The sequence below is a fragment of the Streptomyces sp. NPDC001787 genome (assembly GCF_040297465.1).
Lineage (GTDB): Bacteria > Actinomycetota > Actinomycetes > Streptomycetales > Streptomycetaceae > Streptomyces.
Genome location: NZ_JBEOZE010000027.1, coordinates 1 through 24,802, shown reverse-complemented (window position 1 = coordinate 24,802; position 24,802 = coordinate 1). Strand labels below are relative to the sequence as shown.

Below are 24,802 nucleotides of genomic sequence, written 5' to 3'. Positions count from 1 at the left end.
CGGGGGATCGCACACAGCACGAGGTGGGGGCACAGCAGCGCCATGGCACAGGGAACCGTCCAGGTGACGCACACCGGCACATCTCGATGGCGGCGCCGCACGGGCGAATACGCCTCCCTCTCCGCGGCTCTGGAAGCGGCGGCCGACGGTGACGTCCTCACCGTCGCGCCCGGGACCTACCGGGAGAATCTCGTCGTCCACCGCGCGGTGACACTGCGCGGCCCCGAGGGCTCGGTCGGCTCCGTGCGCATCGCGCCGGTCGACGGCGTGCCACTGACCGTGCGGGCCTCCGCGATCGTCCAGGACCTGCATGTGGAGGGCCAGGACTCCGCGGCTCCCGCTCTGCTCGTCGAGGACGGGGCACCCGAGTTCACCGATCTGCGGATCGTGACCAGGTCGGCCGCCGGGATCGAGGTACGCGGCGCCGCCCGGCCCACCGTGCGGCGTTGCACCGTGGACAATCCGGCCGGGGTCGGCATCGCCGTACTGGACGGGGCGGGAGGGGTGTTCGAGGAGTGCGAGGTCGTCTCCGCCGGGCAGTCCGGTGTCGCCGTGCGCGACGGCGGACATCCCCGCCTGGACCGGTGCCGGATCCATCACTCCTCGGGCGCGGGCCTCAGCATCACCGGCGAGGGCAGCGGCCTGGAGGCCGTCGGCTGCGAGGTGTACGAGATCAAGGGCAGCGGGGTCCAGGTCACCGCCCGTGCCTCCGCCCATCTCACCGACTGCACCGTGCACCGCACGTCCGCGGACGGCGTCACGCTGGACACCGACGCCGTGCTGACGCTGGCCGACTGCGACATCCATGACGTTCCTGAGAACGCGGTGGATCTGCGGTCCCGTTCCGTGCTCACGCTGACCCGCTCCACGGTGCGCCGCTTCGGCCGCAACGGACTCTCGGTCTGGGACCCCGGCACCAGGGTCGACGCCAACCAGTGCGAGATCCACGACAGCACGGGCGACTATCCCGCGGTCTGGGTGAGCGACGGGGCGACGGTGATACTCGACGCGTGCCGTGTCCACGACGTGCCCGACGCGCTGTTCGTCCTCGACCGGGGTTCGCGCGCCGATGTCGTGGACAGCGATCTCTCCCAGATCCGCAACACCGCGGTCTCCGTGAGCGACGGGGCCACCGCCCAACTGGACGACTGCCGGATCCGGGAGGCGTCCACGGGTGCCTGGTTCCGCGACCACGGCAGCGGCGGCACGCTGAACAACTGCACCATCGACGCCGCCCAGACCGGAGTCATCGTCACCAAGGGGGCCGACCCGACCATCGAGCGCTGCACGGTCACCTCACCCGCCGAGGCGGGGTTCTACGTCTCCGCGGAGGGCCGCGGCACCTTCCACGGCTGCCGTGTCACCGGCAGCGACGGCTACGGCTTCCATGTGATGGACGGCTGCCGCACCACCCTCACGCGCTGCCGCACCGAGCGGTGCGCACGGGGCGGCTACGAGTTCGCGGAGGGCGGCTCCCCGAGCGGCGACGGGGGCGGGACGGGCCCCGTGGTGGAGGACTGCACGAGCGACGAGAGCGGGCTGCGCGGGGCGGCCGCTCCCCCGCCGCCCGCGGTACTGACGGCGACCCAGTCGACCCCCGGGCTGCTGGGGGCGATGCCGGGACAGCGCACGGCCCCGCAGAGCGTCCCGGTCCCGGAGCCCGCGGCGGCGACCGCACGCGATTCGGCGGCCGTCCTGGGCGAACTGGACGCGCTGGTGGGCCTGGACAGCGTCAAGCGCGAGGTGCGGGCGCTCACCGACATGATCGAGGTCGGCAGGCGCCGCCGGGAGGCCGGGCTCAAGGCCGCCTCGGTGCGCCGCCATCTCGTCTTCACCGGCTCCCCCGGTACCGGCAAGACGACGGTGGCCCGGCTGTACGGGGAGATCCTGGCCTCCCTCGGAGTCCTGGAGCGCGGCCACCTCGTCGAGGTGTCCCGGGTCGACCTGGTCGGCGAGCACATCGGCTCGACCGCCATCCGGACCCAGGAGGCGTTCGACCGGGCGCGCGGCGGGGTGCTGTTCGTCGACGAGGCGTACGCGCTCTCGCCCGAGGACTCGGGCCGGGACTTCGGCCGGGAGGCCATCGACACGCTGGTGAAGCTGATGGAGGACCACCGGGACGCGGTCGTGGTGATCGTCGCCGGATACACCCACGAGATGGAGCGGTTCCTCACCGTCAACCCCGGTGTGGCGTCCCGTTTCTCCCGGACCATCACCTTCAGCGACTATCTGCCCGAGGAACTGCTGCGGATCGTCGAGCAGCAGGCCGAGGAGCAGGAGTACAGCCTCGCGGACGGCACCGGGAAGGCCCTGCTCACGTACTTCTCGGAGCTGCCCAAGGGCCCCGCCTTCGGTAACGGCCGCACGGCCCGCCAGACCTTCGAATCGATGGTGGAACGGCATGCGGGCCGGGTCGCCCAGCTCGTCGAGACGAGCACGGACGACCTCACCCTGCTCTACCCGGAGGACCTCCCGGAGCTTGTCTGAGCCTCCCCGTCGGCCTGCGTCGGCAGGAGCGGCCCGAGCTGTTCGAGCAGCGCGGCCCGCTCCTGCGCGAAGACCGGGTCGGCCTGGTAGTCGGAGTGCCCCAGGATCGGTTCGGGCAGCGGGAGTTCGGGGGTACGCCCATAGGCCAGCGGGTCCTTCAGCGGGCCTCGGTCCACCTCCGTGCGCCGGCCCTCGTCGAGGCGGACGGGGCCGCCTATCGGGTCGGTGGCCCGCCACAGATTGCGCCAGCAGTGCACGGAGCGGTGCAGCCCGTGCAGGGGTACGGGACCGAAGTAGGCCGGGAACCAACGCCCGTACAGCCGCTCGATCGGTGAGCCGTAGGTGAGCAGCGCGACCCGGCGGCGGGTCGCGTCGGGCAGCTGCCACACCGCGGACGCCGCGAGGACGCTGCCCTGGGAGTGGCCCGAGATGACGAGCCGGCCGCGGGTGTTCGCGCCGGTCCAGGCGGACATCCGGGAGGCGAGGTCGGGGACGGCCCGCTCGGCGTAGCAGGGCGGGGCGAAGGGGTGGGCGGCACGCGGCCAGAACGTCCCCACGTCCCAGAGGATGCCGATGGTGCGTCGGGCGGAGGCGTCGCGGTAGGCACGGCGTCCGCAGGCGACGAACAGGACGAACCCGAAACCGACCAGCCAGGAGCCGGTCGACTGTGCGGTCTCGGCGAGCGATTCGACGAAGGGAGTGGACCCTTCCATCGCCAGGCCCGGCACCTGTCCGCTCAGCCAGGCCCCGGCCACCGCACCGGCTCCCAGCAGCAGGGAGGCGCCGGAGACCACGCCGACGATCCAGGGCGCGGAGTCGGTGAGCGCGGCCAGCGCCCGGGTCCGCGCGATCCGCCGGGTACGGCCGGGCTCGGGCCGCTCGGCCCCGTACTCCGCCTCGATGCCGGGGCCCGCGCGGCGGGCGTCGCGCGCGGTGCGGACGACCAGCGCGATCACCGGGACGAGCAGGAGCAGGAGCAGGACCGGGATGACCGAGGCCTGCCAGCTGAGCAGTACGGGCGGGCCCTCGATGGCGGCGCCGCGGCCCATGCCCGGGGTGCCGGGCCCGTCGAGCCAGTCGGCCACGCGCTGGGCCACGCCGCCGGTCATGACGCCGCCGAGCGCGCAGGCGAGCATCGCGACGGCGGGCCCGCCCAGTCCGTACATGGTGGTGCGGGGTTCCGGGGCGCGGCGGTACAGGGTGCGGGCCACGACGGCGAGCACGACGACGAGGGCGCCCTGGCCGATGGCGAGGGCCCGGAAGGCCGTCTCGCCGGGCAGGGAGCCCGTGGAGTCCCAGGCCGGACGCGACCAGGCGGCGTATCCGGCGGCGAGAACGAGCAGGGCCAGCGCGGTGCCGGGCAGGAAGGTGATGAGGGCGCTGTCGAGCCGCTGGTCCAGACGCCGCTCGCTGCGGCCCCGCCGGCACACGACCCAGACCGCCACCAGTGCGCACGCCCCGACGGCCGCCTCGATCAGGCCGCCGAGAATCTCCGGTACGGGGCCATCGGCGGCCCGGTCGTGGCGGACCGCGGCTCCCGCGACGCAGGAGGCGACGGTGAGGAATCCGGCCGCGGTGTGGGCGGCGCGGAGCCGGGCGACGATCCTGCGTCCGTACCAGAATCCGGGCCGGCCGAGCGCGGGACGGACAGGACCGGCTGCCGGCTGCGAGGCCACGGGGGTGTCGGGGGTGTGGGCGGTGCCGGAGGTTTCGGGAGTGCCGGAGGTGTCCTCGTCCGGTTCCGCCCCGTCCAGCGGGCGCTGCGATTCGTACGCGCTCCAGGTGCGGTTGGACAGGTACCACAGCAGCCCCACCAGCGAGGTGGGCACGAGGGCCGCGACCGCCAGGCGGCGTCCGGGCTGGGACCACCAGCCGCCCTGCTCGGTCGACAGGAAGCCCAGCCAGGACCGCCGGCCGGAGCAGTCGGACGTGCCCGCACACTGCCAGGCCACCAGATCCAGGGCCACTTCGCAGGCCGCGGCCGTCAGCAGGACGGTCAGGCTGAGCGCGAGGAGCCGCACCAGTACGCCGTACAGCCGGACGGCGCGGGTACGGCCGACGGCGGTCGGCCGCATCCAGTGGGCGAGGTTGACCACCATGAACGGCAGCAGGAGCAGCCACAGGGCGCGGGAAGCGTTGCCGGAGGTGAGGTTGGACCAGCAGTACGCCTCCGCGACGGGTTCCTCCCGGTACCGCTCCGGGTGCCGCTCGCCGTCGATGTCCTCCGGACGCCGGTACACGGCGGCCGTCGCGTCACCGGTGATCCGGACCGCCCGGGGATCGTCGAGCATCTCCTGGGGTGTGGTGCCGCCGACACCGTGGACCAGCAGTTCGAGCGCTGTCCCGGAGCTCTGCGGGGCCTGGGTGGCAGGGGGCAAGGGGGTGACTCGCTCTCTGGGCCGTCCGGCCTCACGGCCGGGGGTGGATGGAGTGGCAGGTGCGGGGAGAACACGGGAGAAGCGGGAGGACGAGGACAGGGGAGGCCGGACAGGGAGGAGTGGCGCGACAGGGGTCGGGGCGGTGCGCGCGGGGACACGAGCCGAAGCGCGGTGTCACCAGAATCCCGGACCCGGGCCGGGTACGGCAGATGTCTCACCGAATCTCCCCAGTGACGCGGCCGACATTCCTGCGTGGCAGGATGAACCACGTTCTGCGGCCCGACGCGGAACCGCAAGGCCAGAAGGAAGGACCGGACCCGGCGTTGAGCGAGAATCAGAACCTGCTCGCGGAGCAGCGGCGCGCCCTGATCCTCGACGAGGTGCGCAGGCGCGGCGGGGTCCGGGTCAATGAGCTGACCCGCAAGCTGAGCGTCTCCGACATGACCATCCGCCGGGATCTGGACGCGCTCGCGCGGCAGGGTGTCATCGAGAAGGTGCACGGCGGCGCGGTGCCGGTGGTCGAGGCGAGCACCCATGAGCCCGGGTTCGAGGCGAAGTCGACGCTCGAACTGAGCGCCAAGGAGGACATCGCGCGGACCGCCGCGGCGATGGCGGTGCCGGGCAGCGCCATCGCCCTGTCCGGCGGGACCACCACGTACGCGCTGGCCCAGCACCTGCTGGACGTACCGGATCTGACGGTGGTGACCAACTCGGTGCGGGTCGCCGATGTGTTCCACGGCGCGCAGCGCCCCGCGGCGGGCGGCGCGGCACGGGCGGGGGCGGCGACGGTGGTACTGACGGGCGGTGTACGCACTCCGTCGGACTCCCTGGTGGGCCCCGTCGCCGACCGGGCCATCGCATCACTCCACTTCGACGTGCTGTTCCTCGGTGTGCACGGGATCTCGGTCGAGGCCGGTCTGTCGACGCCGAATCTCGCGGAGGCGGAGACCAACCGCCGTTTCGTACAGGCGGCGCGGCGGGTCGTGGTGGTGGCCGATCACACCAAGTGGGGCACGGTCGGGCTGAGTTCCTTCGCGACGCTGGACGAGGTGGCCGCCTTCGTCACGGATTCGGGTCTCTCGGCAGGTGCGCGCGAGGAGATCGAGGAGCATCTGCCGGGTCTCGTGGTGGCGGGCGAAACGTGTGACGAGGCGGCTCCGGAGAGCTGACCCGGGGGCGTGGGTCCGCGCCCGCGCAGACCGGTGCCCGTACGCCGGCCGTTGCCCCGTTCACCGGCCCGTGCCCGTACGTACGCCGACAGGCGCCCCGTACGCCGGCCCGTGCCCGTAGGGGGTTTCGGCCGGTGCCGGAGATTCCGCTCGGCTCGCCGTACGCCCCGGGCGTCCTAGAATTCAGGTGTGGCCGTCTTCCGGATCGAGCGCTTCACTCCCCTTCCCGCCGCCGAGTCCTGGCGGCGGGTGACCGACTGGGAACGGCACGGCACGCATGTCCCGCTCACCTCGGTGACCGTCCCGACCGGTCTGCCGACCGTGATGGGCACCCTGTTCGTGGCCCGGACGGGCATGGGCCCGTTGGGCTTCGACGATCCGATGGAAGTGGTCCGGTGGACTCCGCCGGCCGTCGGGCGGGCCGGGGTCTGCCGACTGGAGAAGAGGGGGTCGGTGGTGCTGGGCCGGGCCTCGATCGATGTGCTGCCGACCAATTCCGGATCCCATGTGGTGTGGGTGGAGGAACTGCACGTCCGGCTGCTGCCGGGCTGGGGAGACCCCTTGCTCGCCTCGTGCGGGCGACGGGTGTTCGGCGGGGTCCTCGACCATCTGCTCGACGACCCGGTCCAGTGGGACCGCTGAGGGACCTGGCCGCTCCCGCGTACCGCACCCGTGCCGGATCCGCCCACCGCGGCGGCACCGCCCATGGCACTCGGGGGACGGGGGATACGGCGCGGGGCGGGAGTGGCGATGTCCGGCAGGCCGTACGAACCGATCGGTCTATTGGTACAGACATCTGGTTGACGGGCGGATATGGTATGCCCCGCCCGTCCGCCGCCGATCGCCCGGGAGGTGCGTTCATGGCACGCCGACTCCGTACCGTGGGACTGGACTTCACCGAGTCCGCGCCGCTGCGCCTGGTCTTCGCCGCCGAAGTGGCCGCACCCCCCGACGCCGTGTACCGGGCGCTGGCCGACGACGTGGAGTCCTGGCCCCGCTGGTTCACCGCGGTGACCAGCGCCGCGTCCACCGATGCGGGGGCGGGCCGGGAGGTGCGGCTCAGGGGCGGCGCACTGCTGCGCGAGACGATCGTCGTGGCGGAACCCGACGAGCGGTACGCCTACCGGGTCGACGACGCCAACGCACCCGGTCTCACCGCCCTGTTGGAGGAGTGGCGGCTCACCCCCGCCGGGACCGGTACGCATGTCCAGTGGACGTTCGCCGCCGACGGGAGCGCACTGTTCCGGTTCGCGCTCGGGCTGGGGCGCGCCGGCGTGGGCCGCTCGTTCCGCGACGCCGTGCGCCGGCTCGACAAGCGGCTGGCCGGGGCTCCGGCCTGAGATCGACTCGGCTCCCCGGCTCCCCGGCGTCCCGGCGCACCGGCCCCCGGGACGGTCAGCCGGACCAGTTTCCCGTGTCGAGGAATCGGTCGATGGTCTCGGCGTACGGGGCGATGTCCAGGCCCTGTTCCCTCAGCCAGCTGTCGGAGTAGTACTTGTCGAGGTAGCGGTCGCCCGGGTCGCAGAGCAGCGTGACGATGCTGCCGGTGCGCCCCTGCTCCACCATCTCGGCGACCAGCTTGAACGCGCTCCACAGGCCGGTGCCCGTCGAGCCGCCCGCCTTTCGTCCGATGGCACGCTCCAGCGCGCGTACGGCGGCGACGCTGGCGGCGTCGGGCACCTTCATCATCCGGTCGATGGCGCCCGGCACGAAGCTCGGCTCCATACGGGGCCTGCCGATGCCCTCAATACGGGAGCCGCAGTCGCTGGTGGCCAGCGGGTTGTGCTGGGTCCAGCCGTCGAAGAAACAGGAGTTCTCCGGGTCGGGCACACAGATCCGGGTGTCGTGCTGCATGTAGTGGACGTAGCGGGCGATGGTCGCCGAGGTGCCACCGGTCCCGGCCGTGGCGACGATCCAGGCGGGTTCCGGATACCGCTCCAGCCGCAGCTGCTGGTAGATCGACTCCGCGATGTTGTTGTTGCCCCGCCAGTCGGTGGCCCGCTCCGCGTAGGTGAACTGGTCCATGTAGTGCCCACCGGTCTCGGCGGCGAGAGCCGCGGACTCCTCGTAGATCTTCCACGACGCGTCGACGAAGTGGCACTGTCCGCCGTGGAATTCGATCAGGCGGCACTTCTCCGGGCTGGTGGTGCGCGGCATCACGGCGATGAACGGCACGCCGATCAGTTTCGCGAAGTAGGCCTCCGAGACGGCGGTCGAGCCGCTGGACGCCTCGATGACCGGCTTGCCCCGGCGGATCCAGCCGTTGCAGAGCCCGTAGAGGAACAGCGAGCGGGCCAGCCGGTGCTTGAGACTGCCCGTGGGGTGTGTGGACTCGTCCTTGAGGTAGAGGTCGATGCCCCACTGCTCGGGCAGCGGGAAGCGCAGCAGATGGGTGTCGGCCGAGCGGTTCGCGTCGGCCTGGACCTTGCGTACGGCCTCCTTGAGCCAGGCCCGGTACTCCGGGTCGCTGCGGTCGATGTCCAGGGTCGCCGTGGCCCCACTGTCACGCCCGTGCTCACTGGTGTCCATCAGCGCGTGCCTCCTCGTGTCATCGATGTTGCCCACCCACCACGATATTCCCCCCACCTGCGCAAACATTGACTTTGATGACCCATAGCACTGCCTTGGTGTTGCCCGGTGGGGCGGTTGTGGCGTGCGCTGCCGCCGGAGCGCGATTCGGTCCGGATGCCACCTGGCGAATCCGGCTCGGTTTGGGCAGACTGCCCAAGCAGGAGTCGGTACGAAGGGGGGCGAAGCCACAATGGCGGACGTCGAGTTCAGTGCGACCGGGGTCAGGATCGAGCGATGGACCAGGTCGCTCACCAATGCCGGACAGGTGATCGTCAAGGACGGCCGGGTGGCTCTTCTGACGAGCAATGGGCGCGAGATCGACAGCGCCCCGCTGGGGACGGTGAGTGCGGGCAAACGCTGGTTCGCTGCCGCCGATTCGGCGATCGCGCGGGTCAACGGGGTGCGGTACAGGCTGACGATGGGCCAGCGCAACCACCTGCGGGACGGCGCGGCTCCGGTGAGCCGGTTCCTGGAGGTACTGCGCAGCACGGGTGGCCGGCGCGGCTGAGCCGGAGCCGGGAGAGGCCCGGCGACGGCCCGAGAGGACCGGAGAAGGTGAAGGGCGGCCGGCGGGGATCCGTCGGCCGGGCACCGCGAGTTGCGGCGCGGTAACCCCTGGTCCACTCTGGAGATACGTCACTGATGGTGAACCGGCGGTGACACTGCGATCCAGTCCGCCGGCCGGCAGCAATCAGGACCCCCAGCAGTCCCAGCAGTCCCAGCCATAAAGCAGACCAGAAACAGCAGCCAGCCACATGCTGGATCCGTTCCTTCGTCTTCTTCCGGACCTATTTCGGGGAGTCGCAGCCGTGATCAGCGAGCCAAGCAGGCACTGCACGGTGGAGCTCCAGGCCCTGCCGTCGCGGATCGGTCAGGTCCGCAGAATCATCTCGGCGCAACTGCGCTACTGGCATCTCGATCCTCTGATCGACCAGGCAGCCCTGGGCGTCACCGAACTGCTGACCAATGTCCACCGGCACGCACAGCCGGACAAGTCATGCACCGTCGAGATCGAGCTGCTGCTCGACCGGCTGACGGTCTCCGTCCACGACCACGACCCACGGCTGCCCACCGTGAACGACGCGGACTCCTTCGCCACCTCGGGCCGGGGCCTGGCCCTGATCGCCGCGGTCAGCGAGAGCTGGGGTGTACGGCCGAGCGGCCGGTCCGGCAAGGCCGTCTGGTTCACCCTGCCGGCGCCGTGCGACACCTCCACCCTGCCACCGCTCCCCGTGTACGGGTCGATGACCGACGGGCCGTTCGGTGCCGAGCGCACCGGCCCCGCGGCGGCGGTCGCGACCCCCGTACGGCCCGCCGTCGTCGGCTGACCGTACGGGGCACGGCCCGCCGTCTGGCGGGCCGCTCCGCCTCTGCGCCCGCTACGCGCGGTCCTCCCTCATACCGCACCGCCCCTGGAGCCGGGGCCGAACTGCTCGTCCAGGACGGAGAGCCGGCGCCAGTACTCGTCCTCGTCGATCTCGCCCGTCGCGAAGCGGCGGCCCAGCAGGGCTATCGGCGAGGGCTCGCCGGGAGCGGTGTGCGAGGGCCGGGCGGCCTGCCAGGGGCCGCGCCCGCCGCGCCACCCGGTGCGCCGCAGCAGGGTGACGGCGCCGACGACGACCGCCGCCCAGATGATCGGGAAGAGGAGGATCCAGGGTCCGGGTCCGCCGTTGTACGCCAGGGTGTTCATCTTCGGTCAGCTCCCTCGTGCAGGGGTGTTGTCGTGTTCTCCTGACGCTTACGAGAATGTCCCCGGCGAGGGGTCCGGGGCGTCGTACGGCCGGCGGCCGTGTGCGTACCCCCTCGGGAGCAGTCGGCGCACCGGCGGCTGCTCCCCCGCTCCCCTCCCGGTCGGCACGGCGGTCCGCGGCCCCGCTCTCCCCCTCGTCCTGCGTACCGCGCGGGAGCGGTCAGGCGAGGGCGGCGAGCGGGTCGTCGAGCACCGGCTGCCAGGCCAGCTCGGCGGCGCCCACCAGGCTGTTGTGGGAGAGGGTGCAGGACAGGATCGGCACACTGCCGCTGCGCCCCCAGAGGCTGCGGTCGGCGACGACGGCGCGCAGCCGCTCCGGGTCGGCTTCGAGCAGGTCCCGGTGCAGCCCGCCGAGGATGATGCGGTCCGGGTTGAGGATGTTGACCAGACCGGCGAGGCCGAGGCCGAGCCGGTCGATCAGCTCCTCGGCGGCGTTCCGCACGCCGGCGTCCTCGTACTCCGTACGCAGCAGATCACCGGCCTGTTTCAGCAGTGACTCCTCCGGCCCCGGCTCCCGGCGGGCGGCGGTGAGGAAGGCCAGCGGATCCGTTTCGACGTCGAGGCAGCCGCGTCCGCCGCAGTGGCAGGGACGCCCCTCCGGGTTCACCGTGAGATGCCCCACTTCCAGCGCGAGCCCCGAACTCCCGCTGTGCAGGCGGCCGTCGAGCACCAGGGCGCCGCCGACACCGCGGTGTCCGGTGGCGACGCAGAGCAGATGCTGCGCCCCGCGCCCCGCGCCGTGCCGGTGCTCCGCGAGCGCGGTGAGGTTGACGTCGTTGCCGGTGAACGCGGGGGCGGTGATGCCGGCCTCGCGTACGCACGCGGCGAAGATCTCGCGGACCGGCGATCCCGCGGGCCAGGCGATGTGGAGCGGGTTGAGGGCCGTGCCCTCGGGTTCGGCCACGGCCGAGGGCACGGCGAGCCCCGCGCCGACGCAGCGCAGCCCGCTCTCGCGCAGCAGCCGGGCGCCCTCCCCGACGACCTCCCCGAGCACCTGCGCGGGGTCGGCCATCACGGCGACACAGCCCGGTGCGGTGGCGACGATCCGGCCGCCGAGCCCGACGAGTGCGGCACGGAAGCCGTCCGCGTGCACCTGGGCGGCAAGGGCGACCGGTCCGGTCTCGCGGACGGCCAGCCGGTGCGAGGGGCGGCCCTGCGAACCGGCGGCGGAACCGGGGCTGGAGTCGACCCGGATGAGCCCGAGCGCTTCCAGTTCCGCGGCGACCGCGCCGGCGGTGGCACGGGTGACGCCGAGCTCCGAGGTGAGCACGGCGCGGGTGGGCGCGCGTCCGGTGTGGACCAGCTCCAGCGCGGGCCCGAGCGCGCTGCGGCCCCTCTCCAACTTCGTCCGGGTGGTGGTCACCTTGCCGTTCATGGGGGCGAGTCTCCCATGATCCGGAGGCGTTGCCGACGCCCCGGGGACCGGTGACCGCCGCTCCCCCGCCGCCCTTCCCCGCATCGCCGGGCGCCCCCGGCAGCCGTCTTGCGCCCCTCGGCCGCGCGCCCCTATGCTGACTTTGTGCCGCAACTAAACAAACTGCGGACGGCCCTACCGGGGGGACTCGGCGGAGACACCGCCCCACCCTTGTCGGCCCGCCTCCGTACCGCGCTGACCGTGTTCTTCGCCCTCGACGGCTTCCTCTTCGCCGGCTGGGTGGTCCGTATCCCGGCCATCAAGCAGCAGACCGGCGCCTCCGCCTCCACCCTGGGACTCGCCCTGCTGGGCGTCTCGGCGGGTGCGGTGGTCACCATGATGCTCACCGGCCGGCTCTGCCGCCGCTACGGCAGCCATGCCGTCACCGTGGTCTGCGGCGTCCTCCTCTCCCTGAGCATCGCGCTTCCCGCACAGACCCGTTCGGCGACCTCGCTCGGCCTGGTGCTGCTGGTCTTCGGCGCCGCCTACGGCGGCATGAACGTGGCGATGAACAGCGCCGCGGTCGATCTGGTCGCCGCCCTGCGACGACCGGTGATGCCGAGCTTCCACGCCGCGTTCAGCCTCGGCGGAATGATCGGCGCCGGGCTCGGCGGGCTGGTCGCGGGCGGACTCTCCCCCGCCACGCACCTCTTCGTCCTCACCGGAGTCGGGCTGGTGGTCACCGCCGCCGTGGGACCGGTACTGCTGCGCCACCCCTCGCGGTCCGCGACGCCCGCCGCCTCGCGCTCCCCTTCGGACCCGGAGCGGCGGCCGGACGGCCGGGCCCGCCGGGTCGTCGTGCTCTTCGGGGTGATCGCCCTGTGCACCGCATACGGCGAGGGCGCGCTCGCCGACTGGGGCGCGCTGCACCTGGAACAGGACCTCCACGCCCATCCCGGTCTCGCCGCCGCCGGATACTCGCTCTTCGCCCTGACCATGACCATCGGCAGGCTCACCGGCACCACGCTGCTCGAACGGCTCGGCCAGACCCGGACGCTCGTCATGGGCGGCGTGATCGCCGCGGCCGGAATGCTGCTCGGCGCGCTCGCGCCGACCGCCTGGCTCGCCCTCGCCGGCTTCGCCGTCACGGGCCTGGGCCTCGCCAATATCTTCCCCGTCGCGGTGAGCCGGGCCGGGGAGCTGGCAGGGCCGAGCGGGGTCGCCGCCGCCTCGACGCTCGGCTACGGCGGAATGCTGCTGGGGCCGCCCGCGATCGGCTTCCTGGCCGACTGGTCCTCCCTGCCGGTGGCTCTGACGACCGTGGCCCTGCTGGCCGCCGCGGCCGCCGCGCTGGGCTACGGCGCCCGCAACGCGACGCACACCTGAGCGTGCGTACACGTGAGCGATTGAGTAGGTGTACTCAGGCAGGACCGGCCGTCCCGGCGCACGATGGAGTTCTCGACCACTCAACCGGGAGCCTTCAGTGACGAACCAGCTCATCAACCACCCGCACCTGCGCGCACTGGTCCGGCTGACCTTCGGCAACGCCGTATCGCTGTGCTACCTCGCCCTGGTGTTCGCGGCAGCGGTCTTCGTGACCGTGGACACCCTGTTCGTCTCGCACGAAGACGCCTCGTTCGCCGGAGTCTGGCTGTTCCTGCTGGCCGCGCCGACCGTGTTCGTCTTCTTCGTCGGCAGCTCGCTTGCCGGGGCGGAGTCGGGCGGGCCCGCCTGGTTCATGTATCTCGCCCTCGTGGTGTCGGTACTGGCGCAGTCGCTGGCGCTCGGCTGGTTCACGCGGCTGCTGCGCCGGGGCGGCGGGGCCCGGTCGGCGCACCCCCAGGGCGTCTGAAAACCTGCGCCCCCGAGCCGCCGGGCCCCTGGCACAATCAGCCTCATGGCGATCTCGGAGAACATCACGGCCCTGGCCGCGGAAGGCCGTCTGCTCGCGACGGCGGCCGGAGCGGCGGGTCCCGGTGCCTCGGTCCCCACCTGCCCCGGCTGGCAGGTACGCCATCTGCTGCGGCACACCGGCATGGTGCACCGCTGGGCGGCGGGTCTGGTGACCGAGGGACAGCGGAAGTACCGCCCCGGCGGCGGTGAGCCGGATCTCGACGGGGACGAACTGCTCGACTGGTTCCGCGAGGGCCACCGCCGTCTGGTCGAAGCCCTGGAGGCCGCACCCGCCGACCTCGACTGCTGGACCTTCCTGCCCGCGCCCTCACCCCTGGCGTTCTGGGCGCGCCGTCAGCTGCACGAGACCACGGTGCACCGGGTCGACGCCGAGTCCGCGCTCGGCGGGCCGCTCACGCCGGTGACCGCGGAGCACGCGCTGGACGGCATCGACGAGTTGCTGACCGGGTTCCACGCCCGCTCCACGAGCAAGGTGCGCACCGGCACTCCGCGCACCCTGCGGCTGCGGGCCACGGACGCGGCCGACGGAGCCGGGGGGCGGACGGACGCGGTGTGGACGGTACAGCTGTCGGCCGAGCCGCCGAAGGTGGTACGGGAGCACGGGAGCGACCACCTGCCGCCCGCCGACTGCGAGTTGCGCGGGACGGCCGAGGGGATCTATCTGACGCTGTGGAACCGGCTGCCGCTCTCCGCCGTCACGCTGACCGGCGACCGCGCGGTGGCGCGGCTGTGGGCGGACAGCTCCGCGGTCACCTGGAGCTGACGCTCCACGAGGGGCTGCGCAACGGCGGCGCGCGGCACCCGGGCTCCCTTGCCGCCGCCCGGCACCCCTGTGAGAATCCGGGCATGGGGCGACGCACACAGGCAGACCGGGACGCCATCACCATCGAGATCGGTTACGCGGTGGTGAGCGGTGTCGCGGTCGCCGCGGTCACCTGCGCGGGCATCTACGTACCGGCCATGTTCCTCGATCTCACGCGCACCGGCGAGCATCTGCTGTTCAGGATCGCCGCGGGGGTCGCCGCCGTGGTGTTCCTCGCCCGGGTCGTCCATGTGCTCCGGCGTTTCCCGCGTCCGGCGGAGGGCCGCAGGGTGCCCGACGCTCAGCCCAGCCAACCGGGCCGTACGAGCCCCGACTCATAGGCGAGCACGACGAGCTGGGCCCGGTCGCGGGCGCCCAGCTTGACCATGGTGCGGCTCACATGGGTCTTGGCCGTGAGCGGGCTGACCACGAGCCTGCGGGCGATCTCCTCGTTCGACAGCCCGATCCCGACCAGCGCCATCACCTCCCGCTCCCGCTCCGTGAGCCGGCCGAGCGCGGTGGCCTCCGCGGGTTCCTTGGACCGGGCGGCGAACTCCGCGATCAGCCGGCGGGTCACTCCGGGCGACAGCAGGGCGTCCCCGTCCACCACCGCCCGTACCGCGCGCAGCAGTTCCTCGGGCTCGGTGTCCTTGACGAGGAAGCCCGAGGCCCCGGACCGGATCGCCTCGAAGACGTACTCGTCCAGTTCGAAGGTGGTGAGCATGACCACCTTCACCTCGCCGAGCCCGGGGTCCCCGGTGATCCGCCGGGTGGCGGCCAGGCCGTCGAGGCGGGGCATCCGGATGTCCATCAGCACCGTGTCGGGCCGCAGCTCGCGCACCAGCCGGACCGCCTCCTCCCCGTCGGCCGCCTCCCCGGCCACCTCGATGTCCGGCTGGGCGTCCAGCAGCGCCCGGAAGCCGGCCCGGACCAGCAGCTGGTCATCGGCGAGCAGTACACGGATCACGGGGTCTCCTCCGGGTGTGCCCCGGGGTCCCGGGGCGGGGCGGCACGGTCCGGCCCGGTGGCGGCCAGCGGGAGTTCCGCCCGTACCCGGAAGCCGCCCCCGGGCCGGGGGCCCGCCTCGATCGTGCCACCGAGCGCCGCCGCCCGCTCCCGCATCCCCACGAGTCCGTTGCCGCCGCCACCCGCGTCCCCGCCGGTCGCCGGTCCCTCGTCGTCGATACGGAGCCGAAGGCGCCCGGTGCCATATCCGATCCGGACCAGCGCGGTACGGGAACCCGAGTGCCGCACGACGTTGGTCAGGGCCTCCTGGACGATCCGGAAAGCGGCCAGATCGGTGCTGGGCGGGACGGCCGCGCGCACGCCCCCGGTCTCGACGGTGACGGTGAGCCCGGCGCTCGCCGCCTGCTCCACGAGTTCGGGCAGATGGCCCAGTCCCGGGGCCGGGGCGCGGGGGGCCTCGCCGGGCGTACGGAGGCCGGCCAGGACCTGGCGCACCTCGCCGAGCGCCTCCTTGCTGGCCCCCTTGATGGTGATGAGCGCGGTGCGGGCCTGCTCGGGATCGGAGTCGAGCAGCGCGAGCCCCACACCGGCCTGCACATTGATGACGGAGATGCTGTGGGCGAGCACGTCGTGGAGTTCGCGGGCCATGCGCAGCCTTTCCTCGTCGGCCCGCCGCCGCTCCGCGGCCTGCCGTTGCGCCCTGGCCGCCGCCCATTGTTCGCGGCGTACCCGCAGCAGTTCGGCGGCGGCGGCGATGGCGAGCACCCAGGCGGCGATGAACGCCTCCTGCCCCCAGGGGGCGGCGCCGTCCCCGGCCGGCGGCAGCCACCGGTAGAGCCAGTGGCCCACCAGCACATGGCCGGCCCACAGTCCGCCGAGCGACCACCAGGCGGCCTTGCGATGGCCGGACACGATGGCGCCGAAGCAGCCCACGGCGACGGCGACGAAGACCGGTCCGTACGGATAGCCCGCCCCCATGTAGAGCAGGGTCACGGCGGAGGTCGTGGCGACGGCCACCACGGGGTACCGGTGGCGCGCCAGCAGCACCGCGACCGCGACGAACAGCAGCAGCCGCGCGAAGAGGTCCACCGGCTGCCGGTCCTGGCCGTGCGCCGCGAAGCCCGTGCCGACCATGACGAACACCAGCAGCGCGGCGGTCGAGAGCCAGGGCAGCCGGGCGGCGGGCCTCTCCCCCAGGGCCGACAGCCAGTACGGTGCGCCCCCGCGTCCCCGGGGGGAGCCGCGGCCCCCGGGGGGAGCACCGCCCGTGCGTGATGGCTGCTGTCCGTCCATGACGGCAACGCTAGACGGGCCGCCACCGCTCGGGCGTCAGCCGGGCGTGGTGGTCGCCCGTACTCCCCGGGGAGTACGTCGTCCGGGCCGGCGGCGGGACTTCCCGCCCACGCCCCGCGGGACTGCCTCTACCGGTCCAGCGCGCTCAGCGCGCGCTGGGCCAGCGGGTGCGTACGGACGAGCTCGGCCAGGGACGTGGTGCCCCGGGTGATACCGGCGAACGCGTTCCAGGCGGGCCGGAAGCCGGTCAGCACCGCGTGCAGCAGTCCGGGGCGGCGCTCGAACAGCTTCAGCATGCGCCGCCCGACGCCCATCTCCACGCCCAGCCCGGCCTTGATGGCGAAGGCGTAGTTGAGGGCCTGCCTGCGGGCGTCCACCGCGTCGTGGGACTCGGCGATCCGCACCGCCCACTCACCGGCGAGCCGTCCGGAGCGCAGCGCGAAGGAGATGCCCTCCCGTGTCCACGGCTCCAGCAGCCCCGCCGCGTCGCCGCACACCACGACCCGGCCGCGCGACAGCGGGGAGTCGTCGCTGCGGCAACGGGTCAGATGGCCGGAGGAGATCTTCGGCTCGAACCCGGCGAGGCCGAGACGGGCGATGAAGTCCTCCAGATACCGCTTGGTCCCCGCACCGTCACCGCGCGCCGAGATGACCCCGACGGTCAGGGTGTCGCCCTTGGGGAACACCCAGCCGTAACTCCCGGGCAGTGGGCCCCAGTCGATGAGCACCCGCCCCGCCCAGTCCTCCGCCACCGTCGCCGGGACGGGGATCTCCGCCTCCAGCCCGAGGTCCACCTGGTCGAGCTTGACCCCGACATGAGCCCCTATCCGGCCCGCACTGCCGTCCGCGCCGACGACGGCCCGCGCGAGAACGGTCTCGCCCCCGGACAGCACCACGGCGACGGTGCGCCGGTCGGGGACGGCGGGACCGTGCTGCTCCACCCGCGCCACCGCGACTCCGGTGCGCAGTTCGGCGCCGGCCTTCTGCGCCTCCTCGACCAGGCCCGCGTCGAACTCGGAGCGGTTGATGAGCCCGAAGAGCATGCGCTTGGACCGGCGTGTACGCGACAGCTTCCCGTTGAGCGAGAAGGTCACCGCGTGGATGCGGTCCCTGAGGGGCAGTTCGAAGCCCGGGGGCAGCGAATCGCGGGAGTACCCGATGATTCCGCCGCCGCAGGTCTTGTAGCGGGGCAGTTCCGCCTTCTCCAGCAGCAGTACCCGTCGGCCCGCGACAGCGGCCGCGTATGCCGCCGATGCTCCGGCCGGACCCGCGCCGACCACGACGACGTCCCACACGGACGACTCCTCCGGAACGGACGATTCCTCCGAAATGGACGGCTCTTCCGACTCACGTCCGGCGTCTGCGTTCTCGCTGCTCACGATGTGCTTCTGCTCCCGATCAACCAGTGGCCCCAAGCTGCTCACGGCATCCTACGGCGCGATTCGGCCAAGCCCCTCTGTGGGAGGATCGGCCATGATTTCGTCGTACTGACAACGCCGGACAAAAGGCGTCGCCCACGGACGCGTACACCGCGCCGTATTCATAACGTCGCACCCACGAGGAGCGTGCCCATGACCGCCCGTCCGATTTCCGAGACCGTCGCCTCGCTGATGCCCCGAGCCAGGACGGAGCTGGCCGAGCTGGTGGCGTTCCGGTCGGTGGCGGACCCCGCCCAGTTCCCGAAGAGCGAGTGCGAGGCGGCGGCCGAATGGGTCGCCTCGGCACTGCGCGCCGAGGACTTCCAGGACGTCGCCCTGCTCGACACCCCCGACGGAACCCAGTCCGTCTACGGCTTCCTGCCCGGCCCGGCGGGTGCGCCGACCGTGCTGCTCTACGCGCACTACGATGTGCAGCCGCCGCTGGACGAGTCCGCCTGGCTCTCCCCGCCGTTCGAGCTGACGGAGCGCGACGGCCGCTGGTTCGGCCGGGGCGCGGCCGACTGCAAGGGCGGGTTCATCATGCATCTGCTCGCGCTGCGCGCGCTGAAGGCGAACGGCGGCGTGCCGGTCTCCGTGAAGGTGATCGCCGAGGGCTCGGAGGAACAGGGCACCGGCGGCCTGGAGCGGTACGCGGAGGCGCACCCCGAACTGCTGGCCGCCGACACGATCGTCATCGGCGACACCGGTAACTTCCGTGTCGGGCTGCCGACCGTCACCGCGACACTGCGCGGGATGACGATGCTGCGGGTGAAGCTCGACACGCTCGAAGGGAACCTGCACTCGGGGCAGTTCGGCGGCGCGGCCCCCGACGCGCTGGCGGCCATGATCCAGCTGCTGGCCTCACTGCGCGCCGAGGACGGCACGACGACGGTCGACGGTCTCACCACGGACACGGAGTGGGAGGGGCTGCAGTACCCGGAGGCGGAGTTCCGCAAGGACGCGAAGGTCCTGGACGGTGTGGAACTGATCGGTACGGGGAGTGTCGCGGACCGGATCTGGGCGCGTCCGGCCGTCACGGTCATCGGCATCGACTGCCCGCCGGTGGTCGGTGCCACACCGTCCCTCCAGGCGAGCGCCCGCGCGCAGGTGAGCCTGCGGGTGCCGCCCGGCCAGGACGCCGCCGAGGCGACGAAGCTGCTGACCGCCCATCTGGAGTCGCACGCCCCCTGGGGAGCGCGGGTCTCGGTGGAACAGGTGGGCCAGGGCCAGCCGTTCCGCGCCGACATCACGAGCCCGGCGTACACGTCGATGGCCGAGGCCATGCGGGTCGCGTACCCGGGCGAGGAGATGCAGTCCTCCGGCATGGGCGGCTCGATCCCGCTGTGCAACACGCTCGCGGGCCTGTATCCGGAGGCGGAGATCCTGCTGATCGGCCTCAGTGAGCCCGAGGCCCAGATCCACGCGGTGAACGAGAGCGTGTCCCCGGAGGAACTGGAACGTCTCTCGGTGGCCGAGGCGCTGTTCCTGCGCAACTACGCGGAGTCCAAGAAGGGTTAGGCCCTTCGTGTCCGGCCGGGGTGCGGGGGCACCCCGGCCCACCCGCACTCCGGCCCCTCAGCCCACCGGCACGCCGGCCTCCAGATTGAGCACGACCGACCGTTCGCGCGCCCGCAGCGCCCAGCGCAGCCGCTCGTAGCGGGTGGGCGGCAGCATGGTCGCCGCCTCCGCCTCGGTGACGAACCGCCAGCCGCGCAGCTCCGACCCCGGAAGCAGCAGATGCGCGGCGTCCTCACCGCGCAGCAGGCCACCGTCGAAGAGGAAGCGCAGCCCCCCGTAGCCGGGCGGCTTCGGCGACTCCCAGTCGACCACCAGGAGTTTCGGCACCCGCTCCAGCCGGATCCCTATCTCCTCCGCGACCTCCCGCATCCCCGCCCGCGCCGGAGCCTCCCCCGCCTCCACCACGCCGCCGGGGAACTCCCAGCCCGGCTTGTAGGTGGGATCGACGAGCAGGACACGGTCCTGTTCGTCGAAGAGCAGGACTCCGGACGCGACGGTCTCCGCCGTCGGATCGGGGGTCTGGACTATCTCGCACGCCCCGGCCGCTCCGGTGCGTACCGCCTCCGCGATCCGCTCGGCCGTCTCGTACGGGGTGAGCGCGCTGGTGTCGATCGTGTGGGCGTCCGCCGCGATCCAGTCGAGGGCCGCCAGATAGGGGTCGATGTGCTCGTATGCCCACCGCCGGACGCGTTCGCTGTGCTCGGGGTCGGCCGGCACTTCCTCCCGGCCCGCGATCCGGCTTCGCAGGATCGTTTCCTCAGGTGAGAGCAGTACATGGCACACGGGAATGCGCCGCGAGGCGAATCCGCCGAAGATCTCGTCGCGGTACTCCTGGCGCAGGAGCGTCATCGGCACCACGAGCACCCCCGGCACCTCGGCGAGCAACGCGGCCGCCGTGTCCACCACCAGCCGCCGCCAGATCGGCAGGTCCTGGAAGTCGCTCACCTCGGCCAGCTTCTTCTGGGGCAGCAGGCCGCGCAGCCCGGCGCCGGTCATCTCGGGGTCGTACAACGTGCTGTTCGGGATCAGATCGATCAGTTCGCACGCGGCGCTCGTCTTGCCCGCACTGAACGCACCGTTGACCCAGACGATCACGGTTCCCCCTCTTCCGTAGCCCCCTGTGGCTTGCCCGCAACACCCTGCCGCGGAAACCCCGATGTGGCGATGCCGTTGCCGGGACGTGGCGGCCGGATGCCCGTTGCCGGGCGTACCACTGTACGAGGCCCGGCTCCCGGGGCGCCGTCACGGCGGGCGGCCGGGCGTCGTCGGAGCCCTCGGCGATGGGGCGGGGACCGGGGCCGCAGTCGGGGACCGGTCCCCTCCGGTGATGACCCGAGGTCCCCTCGGGTGATGACCCGCCGGCCGGCCGCGGCAACGCCGGGAATCGTCCGGGGGGTGTCCGGCCTGACGAACCGGGCACCCCCCGGACGTCAGGGGGCCGTCGGCCGTCGCGCGGCCGTCGCGGCGGCGGCCGCGGCTCCCACCAGCCCCGCGTCCGTACCCATCACGGCGGGCGCCACGACGAGCCGGCGGACGAACGAGAGCGTGGCGTAGTCACGCAGGGACCGGCGCAGGGGCGCGAAGAGCACGTCGCCCGCACCCGCCACGCCGCCGCCGATCACCGCGATCCCGATCTCGACGAGCGTGGCGGTCGCGGCGATCCCGGCGGCCAGCGCCTGGGCCGCCCGCTCGTACGAGGCGATGGCGACCGGGTCCCCGGCACGGGCGGCGGCGGCCACGGCTGCGGCTGTGGCATCGCCGTCCGGGCCGGGGCTCCAGCCGCTCTCCAGGGCCCGGCGGGCGATGTTCGGCCCGCTGGCGAGGCGTTCGACGCAGCCGCGGGAGCCGCACGGGCACGGGTCGCCGTCCAGGTCCACGCTGAGGTGCCCGATGTGACCGGCGTTGCCCGTGGGGCCAGGGTGCAGTCTGCCGCCGAGGACCAGACCACCGCCGACGCCCGTGGACACGACGAGGCAGAGCGCGTTGTCGTAGCCGCGCGCCGCACCGAGCCAGTGCTCGGCCGCCGTCATCGCCACCCCGTCGCCGACGAGTGTGACGGCCAGCCCCCCGGTCGCCTTGTGCACCCGCTCCACCAGCGGAAAGTCCCGCCAGCACGGGACGTTGACCGGGCTCACCGTACCGGCCGAGGCATCCACGGGGCCCGCGCTGCCGATACCGACGGAGGCCGCCCTGCTCCACAGCGGCGACGCCATCAGTTCGGACAGCACCTCGCCGACGGCGTCCATCACCGTCTCGGCGTCCTGCCGGGCGGGCGTCGGCCGTTGCACCCGTACGAGAAGGGTTCCGCCGCCGTCCACCAACGCACCGGCGATCTTGGTGCCTCCGATGTCGAGCGCGGCGACGAGGTCGGTATGCATCGGTGTGGGCTCTCCGGGTGAAGTGAAGGGGCGGGACCTGCGGGTTCAGTCGATGGTCTGCACAGTCTCCATTCTGCTGACAACGTTGTCCAGGGCCTATGCTCGACGCCACAGCCTTCCGGCCCTCCCCGGCACCGTTCACGGGACCGCCCGGAAGCGCCGGACCCGACCTTACCGACGACAGGACAGCGCACGTGGCCGAGACCACCCGTCACTCCGAGCCCCGCTACGGCAACCGGCCGACGATGAAGGACGTGGCGGCCCGCGCCGGAGTGGGCCTCAAGACGGTCTCGCGGGTGGTGAACAGCGAACCGGGCGTCACCCCCGACACCGAACGCCGGGTCCAGGAGGCGATCGACGCTCTCGGCTTCCGCCGCAACGACAGCGCCCGCGTCCTGCGCAAGGGCCGCACCGCCTCCATCGGCCTGGTCCTGGAAGACCTCGCCGACCCCTTCTACGGCCCGCTGAGCCGCGCGGTGGAGGAGGTGGCCCGCGCGCACGGCGCGCTCCTGATCAACGGTTCGAGCGCCGAGGACCCCGAGCGCGAGCAGGAACTCGTCCTCGCGCTGTGCGCCCGCCGTGTGGACGGTCTGATCGTGATCCCCGCGGGCGACGACCACCGCTATCTGGAGCCGGAGATGAAGGCGGGCATCGCCACGGTCTTCGTGGACCGCCCGGCGGGCCGGATCAACGCCGACATGGTCCTCTCGGACAGCTTCGGCGGCGCCCGCGAAGGCGTCGCCCATCTGCTCGCGCACGGCCACCGGAGAATCGGCTTCATCGGCGACCAGCCCCGTATCCACACGGCCACCGAGCGACTGCGCGGATACCACGCGGCGATGGCGGACGCGGGCGTCGAGGTCGAGGACGGCTGGGTCTCGCTCGGCTCCACCGACCCCGGGCGGGTCCGGGCGGCGGCCGAGAGGATGCTCGCCGGACCGGAACCGGTCACCGCGCTGTTCGCGGGCAACAACCGGGTGACGGTGACCGCGGTACGTGTCCTGGCGGAGCGGGAACGCCCCGTGGCCCTGGTCGGCTTCGACGACATCGAGCTGGCCGATCTGCTCGGCATCACCGTCATCTCGCAGGACGCGGCGGCGGTGGGCCGCACCGCCGCCGAGCACCTGTTCCGCCGTCTGGACGGCGTCGACCACGCCCCCGTCCGGGTGGAGCTCCCGACGACGCTCATCGCCCGCGGCTCCGGCGAACTGCCGCCCGCCTGAAGCCCGCCCGGAGAACGCCAGCGGGGCGGCTCTCAGGGCGCGGTGACCGTCAGCCCGCCCCGGCGCGGCGAGGCGAAGGCGTCCAGGTCCGCGCGGGTGAGACCGGTGAGCCGGGCGACCTCGGCGGTGTCCAGGGCGCCGCAGTCGATGCCGCGCAGCAGGTAGCCGCTGAGGGCCTTGGCGGTGGCAGGTTCGTCCATGACGTCGCCGCCCGCCCTGGCGACGTACGCGGCGAGGCGGGCCGCCGCCTGTTCCAGGCCCTCTCGGTAGAAGGTGTAGACGGCCGCGTAACGGGTGGGCAGATGCCCCGGGTGCATGTCCCAGCCCTGGTAGTAGGCGCGGGCCAGGGCGCGGCGGGTGAGTCCGTGGTGGAGCCGCCAGGCGTCGTGGACCTGCGCGGTGGGACCGACGGGCAGGACATTGGTGGAGCCGTCGCTGACGCGCACGCCGGTGCCCGCGGCGGCGACCTGCATGACGGCCTTGGCGTGGTCGGCGGCCGGATGGTCACTGGCCTGGTACGCGGCGCTGACACCGACGCAGGCGCTGTAGTCGAAGGTGCCGTAGTGCAGACCGGTCGCCCGGCCCCGGGCGGCGTCGATCATACGGGCCACGGCGGCGGTGCCGTCGGCGGCGAGGATCGACTGGCTGGTCTCGATCTGGATCTCGAAACCGAGCCGGCCGGCGTCGAGGCCATGAGTCTCCTCGAAGGCTTCGAGGAGGCGGACGAACGCGGTGACCTGTTCCGGGTACGTCACCTTCGGCAGCGTCAGCACCAGCCCGTCGGGCAGCCCGCCGGCCCGCATCAGTCCGGTGAGGAACACGTCTGTGGTACGGATCCCTCGGTCCCGTACGGCGGCCTCCATGCACTTCATCCGGATCCCCATGTACGGGGCCGCGGTGCCGTCCGCGTACGCCTGCGAGACGAGCCGTGCGGCACGGGCCGCGGCCTCGTCCTCCTCGGCGTCGGAGCGCGGGCCGTAGCCGTCCTCGAAGTCGATGCGCAGGTCCTCGACGGGCTCGCGCTCCAGCTTGGCGCGTACGCGGTCATGGACGGGCCCGGCCAGTTCCTCCGGAATGCCGAGGACGGCGGCGAAGGAGGCGGCGTCGGGGGCGTGCGCGTCGAGGGCCTCCAGCGCCCGGCCGCCCCAGGAGCGGATGGTGCCGGCGGTGAACACGTCACCGGGGACGTAGACGGTGTGCACGGGCTGGCGGGTGCCGGGGTCTCCCGGGTAGCGGCGGGCGAGTTCCGCGTCCACCGCCGAGAGGGAGGCGCTGACGGCCTCGCTGACCGTACCGGCGAGGCTCGTTGCCACCTGCTCCTGCTGACCCATTCCCGTACCCTCCACGCTCGCATCTTCCGCTTCACGGAATCGAGAATCCGCATAGTGAAGCTATAAGGCCGTCGGACCTGCGTCAATGGTGTGGGGAACGGGGCCGGGGCCGCGCGGTGGGTGTCACCGTGCGGCCCCGGCCGGGGTGGTGCTGTGTGCTGTGTGCGTGTTGCGTGTGTGGTGGGGGTCAGGCCTTGCGGGTGTTGATCTCCTCGGTGAGCTGGGGCACGACGTCGAAGAGGTCTCCGAC

22 protein-coding genes are annotated in these 24,802 nt (G+C 72.8%); 12 read left to right on the top strand and 10 right to left on the bottom strand.

Annotation, left to right across the window (positions count from 1 at the left end; translation table 11 throughout):
- The first annotated feature begins 42 nt into the window (after nucleotides 1-42).
- Nucleotides 43-2,487, top strand: coding sequence for a right-handed parallel beta-helix repeat-containing protein (locus tag ABT170_RS30235; RefSeq protein WP_329945224.1), 2,445 nt, complete (start codon nucleotides 43-45; stop codon nucleotides 2,485-2,487).
- Here the strand turns inward: ABT170_RS30235 and ABT170_RS30230 are convergent.
- Nucleotides 2,457-4,865, bottom strand: coding sequence for a hypothetical protein (locus ABT170_RS30230; protein ID WP_351872605.1), 2,409 nt, complete (start codon nucleotides 4,863-4,865; stop codon nucleotides 2,457-2,459). The genes ABT170_RS30235 and ABT170_RS30230 overlap by 31 nt on opposite strands.
- A 323-nt stretch (nucleotides 4,866-5,188) precedes the next feature.
- On the opposite strand from ABT170_RS30230, the gene ABT170_RS30225 reads away from it, so the two are divergent.
- From ABT170_RS30225 to ABT170_RS30215, 3 genes are all read left to right on the top strand, one after another.
- Nucleotides 5,189-6,034: a DeoR/GlpR family DNA-binding transcription regulator gene (locus ABT170_RS30225; protein WP_329945226.1), complete on the top strand. Its 846-nt coding sequence runs from the start codon at nucleotides 5,189-5,191 to the stop codon at nucleotides 6,032-6,034.
- A gap of 189 nt (nucleotides 6,035-6,223) precedes the next feature.
- Entirely contained in the window at nucleotides 6,224-6,676 is a 453-nt protein-coding gene (locus ABT170_RS30220) for an SRPBCC family protein (RefSeq protein ID WP_329945227.1), read from the top strand.
- Between the two features lie 218 nt (nucleotides 6,677-6,894).
- Complete coding sequence (locus ABT170_RS30215; protein ID WP_329945228.1) at nucleotides 6,895-7,374, top strand: SRPBCC family protein; 480 nt, start codon at nucleotides 6,895-6,897, stop codon at nucleotides 7,372-7,374.
- Nucleotides 7,375-7,429: 55 nt separating this feature from the next.
- Here ABT170_RS30215 and cds1 read toward each other — a convergent pair whose 3' ends face one another.
- Nucleotides 7,430-8,563 carry an L-cysteine desulfhydrase Cds1 gene (gene cds1, locus ABT170_RS30210; RefSeq protein ID WP_329945229.1) on the bottom strand — a complete coding sequence of 378 codons (1,134 nt, stop codon included), beginning with the start codon at nucleotides 8,561-8,563 and terminating at the stop codon, nucleotides 7,430-7,432.
- A gap of 232 nt (nucleotides 8,564-8,795) precedes the next feature.
- Between cds1 and ABT170_RS30205 the strand changes: the two genes are divergently transcribed.
- On the top strand, nucleotides 8,796-9,113 hold the full coding sequence (locus ABT170_RS30205) for a hypothetical protein (RefSeq protein WP_329945230.1): 318 nt from the start codon (nucleotides 8,796-8,798) through the stop codon (nucleotides 9,111-9,113).
- A 301-nt stretch (nucleotides 9,114-9,414) separates the two neighbouring features.
- The gene (locus ABT170_RS30200; protein ID WP_329945231.1) at nucleotides 9,415-9,933 is read left to right on the top strand and encodes an ATP-binding protein; all 519 of its coding nucleotides are present in this window, start codon (nucleotides 9,415-9,417) and stop codon (nucleotides 9,931-9,933) included.
- A gap of 68 nt (nucleotides 9,934-10,001) precedes the next feature.
- Here the strand turns inward: ABT170_RS30200 and ABT170_RS30195 are convergent, their stop codons facing one another.
- Nucleotides 10,002-10,295, bottom strand: coding sequence for an SHOCT domain-containing protein (locus tag ABT170_RS30195; RefSeq protein WP_351872599.1), 294 nt, complete (start codon nucleotides 10,293-10,295; stop codon nucleotides 10,002-10,004).
- Between the two features lie 220 nt (nucleotides 10,296-10,515).
- Nucleotides 10,516-11,730: an ROK family protein gene (locus tag ABT170_RS30190; RefSeq protein ID WP_329945233.1), complete on the bottom strand. Its 1,215-nt coding sequence runs from the start codon at nucleotides 11,728-11,730 to the stop codon at nucleotides 10,516-10,518.
- Nucleotides 11,731-11,970: 240 nt separating this feature from the next.
- Here ABT170_RS30190 and ABT170_RS30185 point away from each other — a divergent pair, with 240 nt between their 5' ends.
- From ABT170_RS30185 to ABT170_RS30170, 4 genes are all read left to right on the top strand, one after another.
- Nucleotides 11,971-13,095: an MFS transporter gene (locus ABT170_RS30185; RefSeq protein WP_351872740.1), complete on the top strand. Its 1,125-nt coding sequence runs from the start codon at nucleotides 11,971-11,973 to the stop codon at nucleotides 13,093-13,095.
- A gap of 97 nt (nucleotides 13,096-13,192) precedes the next feature.
- Nucleotides 13,193-13,561, top strand: a complete 369-nt coding sequence (locus ABT170_RS30180; protein ID WP_329945234.1) for an SCO4225 family membrane protein — start codon at nucleotides 13,193-13,195, stop codon at nucleotides 13,559-13,561.
- Between the two features lie 45 nt (nucleotides 13,562-13,606).
- Nucleotides 13,607-14,386 carry a maleylpyruvate isomerase family mycothiol-dependent enzyme gene (locus tag ABT170_RS30175; protein ID WP_329945235.1) on the top strand — a complete coding sequence of 260 codons (780 nt, stop codon included), beginning with the start codon at nucleotides 13,607-13,609 and terminating at the stop codon, nucleotides 14,384-14,386.
- An 83-nt stretch (nucleotides 14,387-14,469) separates the two neighbouring features.
- Nucleotides 14,470-14,766 (top strand): DUF6332 family protein, encoded by a 297-nt coding sequence (locus ABT170_RS30170; protein WP_329945236.1) that lies wholly within the window; start codon nucleotides 14,470-14,472, stop codon nucleotides 14,764-14,766.
- On the opposite strand, the gene ABT170_RS30165 is transcribed toward ABT170_RS30170, so the two are convergent.
- The 3 genes from ABT170_RS30165 to ABT170_RS30155 all read right to left on the bottom strand — a co-directional run bounded on the left by ABT170_RS30165 (nucleotide 14,727) and on the right by ABT170_RS30155 (nucleotide 18,063).
- Nucleotides 14,727-15,392 carry a response regulator transcription factor gene (locus ABT170_RS30165; RefSeq protein ID WP_329945237.1) on the bottom strand — a complete coding sequence of 222 codons (666 nt, stop codon included), beginning with the start codon at nucleotides 15,390-15,392 and terminating at the stop codon, nucleotides 14,727-14,729. The genes ABT170_RS30170 and ABT170_RS30165 overlap by 40 nt on opposite strands.
- On the bottom strand, nucleotides 15,389-16,684 hold the full coding sequence (locus ABT170_RS30160) for a sensor histidine kinase (protein WP_329945238.1): 1,296 nt from the start codon (nucleotides 16,682-16,684) through the stop codon (nucleotides 15,389-15,391). Before ABT170_RS30160 ends, ABT170_RS30165 begins: the two co-directional genes overlap by 4 nt.
- Nucleotides 16,685-16,812: 128 nt before the next feature.
- Nucleotides 16,813-18,063 carry a geranylgeranyl reductase family protein gene (locus tag ABT170_RS30155; protein ID WP_443034348.1) on the bottom strand — a complete coding sequence of 417 codons (1,251 nt, stop codon included), beginning with the start codon at nucleotides 18,061-18,063 and terminating at the stop codon, nucleotides 16,813-16,815.
- A gap of 192 nt (nucleotides 18,064-18,255) precedes the next feature.
- Between ABT170_RS30155 and ABT170_RS30150 the strand changes: the two genes are divergently transcribed.
- Nucleotides 18,256-19,620 carry a dipeptidase gene (locus ABT170_RS30150; RefSeq protein WP_329945239.1) on the top strand — a complete coding sequence of 455 codons (1,365 nt, stop codon included), beginning with the start codon at nucleotides 18,256-18,258 and terminating at the stop codon, nucleotides 19,618-19,620.
- Nucleotides 19,621-19,677: 57 nt separating this feature from the next.
- Here ABT170_RS30150 and ABT170_RS30145 read toward each other — a convergent pair whose 3' ends face one another.
- Together ABT170_RS30145 and ABT170_RS30140 are read right to left on the bottom strand one after the other, a co-directional pair.
- The gene (locus tag ABT170_RS30145; protein WP_329945240.1) at nucleotides 19,678-20,715 is read right to left on the bottom strand and encodes an NUDIX hydrolase; all 1,038 of its coding nucleotides are present in this window, start codon (nucleotides 20,713-20,715) and stop codon (nucleotides 19,678-19,680) included.
- Between the two features lie 335 nt (nucleotides 20,716-21,050).
- Nucleotides 21,051-21,998 (bottom strand): ROK family protein, encoded by a 948-nt coding sequence (locus ABT170_RS30140; protein ID WP_351872593.1) that lies wholly within the window; start codon nucleotides 21,996-21,998, stop codon nucleotides 21,051-21,053.
- Nucleotides 21,999-22,192: 194 nt separating this feature from the next.
- Between ABT170_RS30140 and ABT170_RS30135 the strand changes: the two genes are divergently transcribed.
- On the top strand, nucleotides 22,193-23,221 hold the full coding sequence (locus tag ABT170_RS30135; RefSeq protein ID WP_351872590.1) for a LacI family DNA-binding transcriptional regulator: 1,029 nt from the start codon (nucleotides 22,193-22,195) through the stop codon (nucleotides 23,219-23,221).
- A gap of 32 nt (nucleotides 23,222-23,253) precedes the next feature.
- Here the strand turns inward: ABT170_RS30135 and ABT170_RS30130 are convergent, their stop codons facing one another.
- Nucleotides 23,254-24,552, bottom strand: coding sequence for a DUF6986 family protein (locus tag ABT170_RS30130; RefSeq protein ID WP_329945243.1), 1,299 nt, complete (start codon nucleotides 24,550-24,552; stop codon nucleotides 23,254-23,256).
- Between the last annotated feature and the right edge of the window lie 250 nt (nucleotides 24,553-24,802).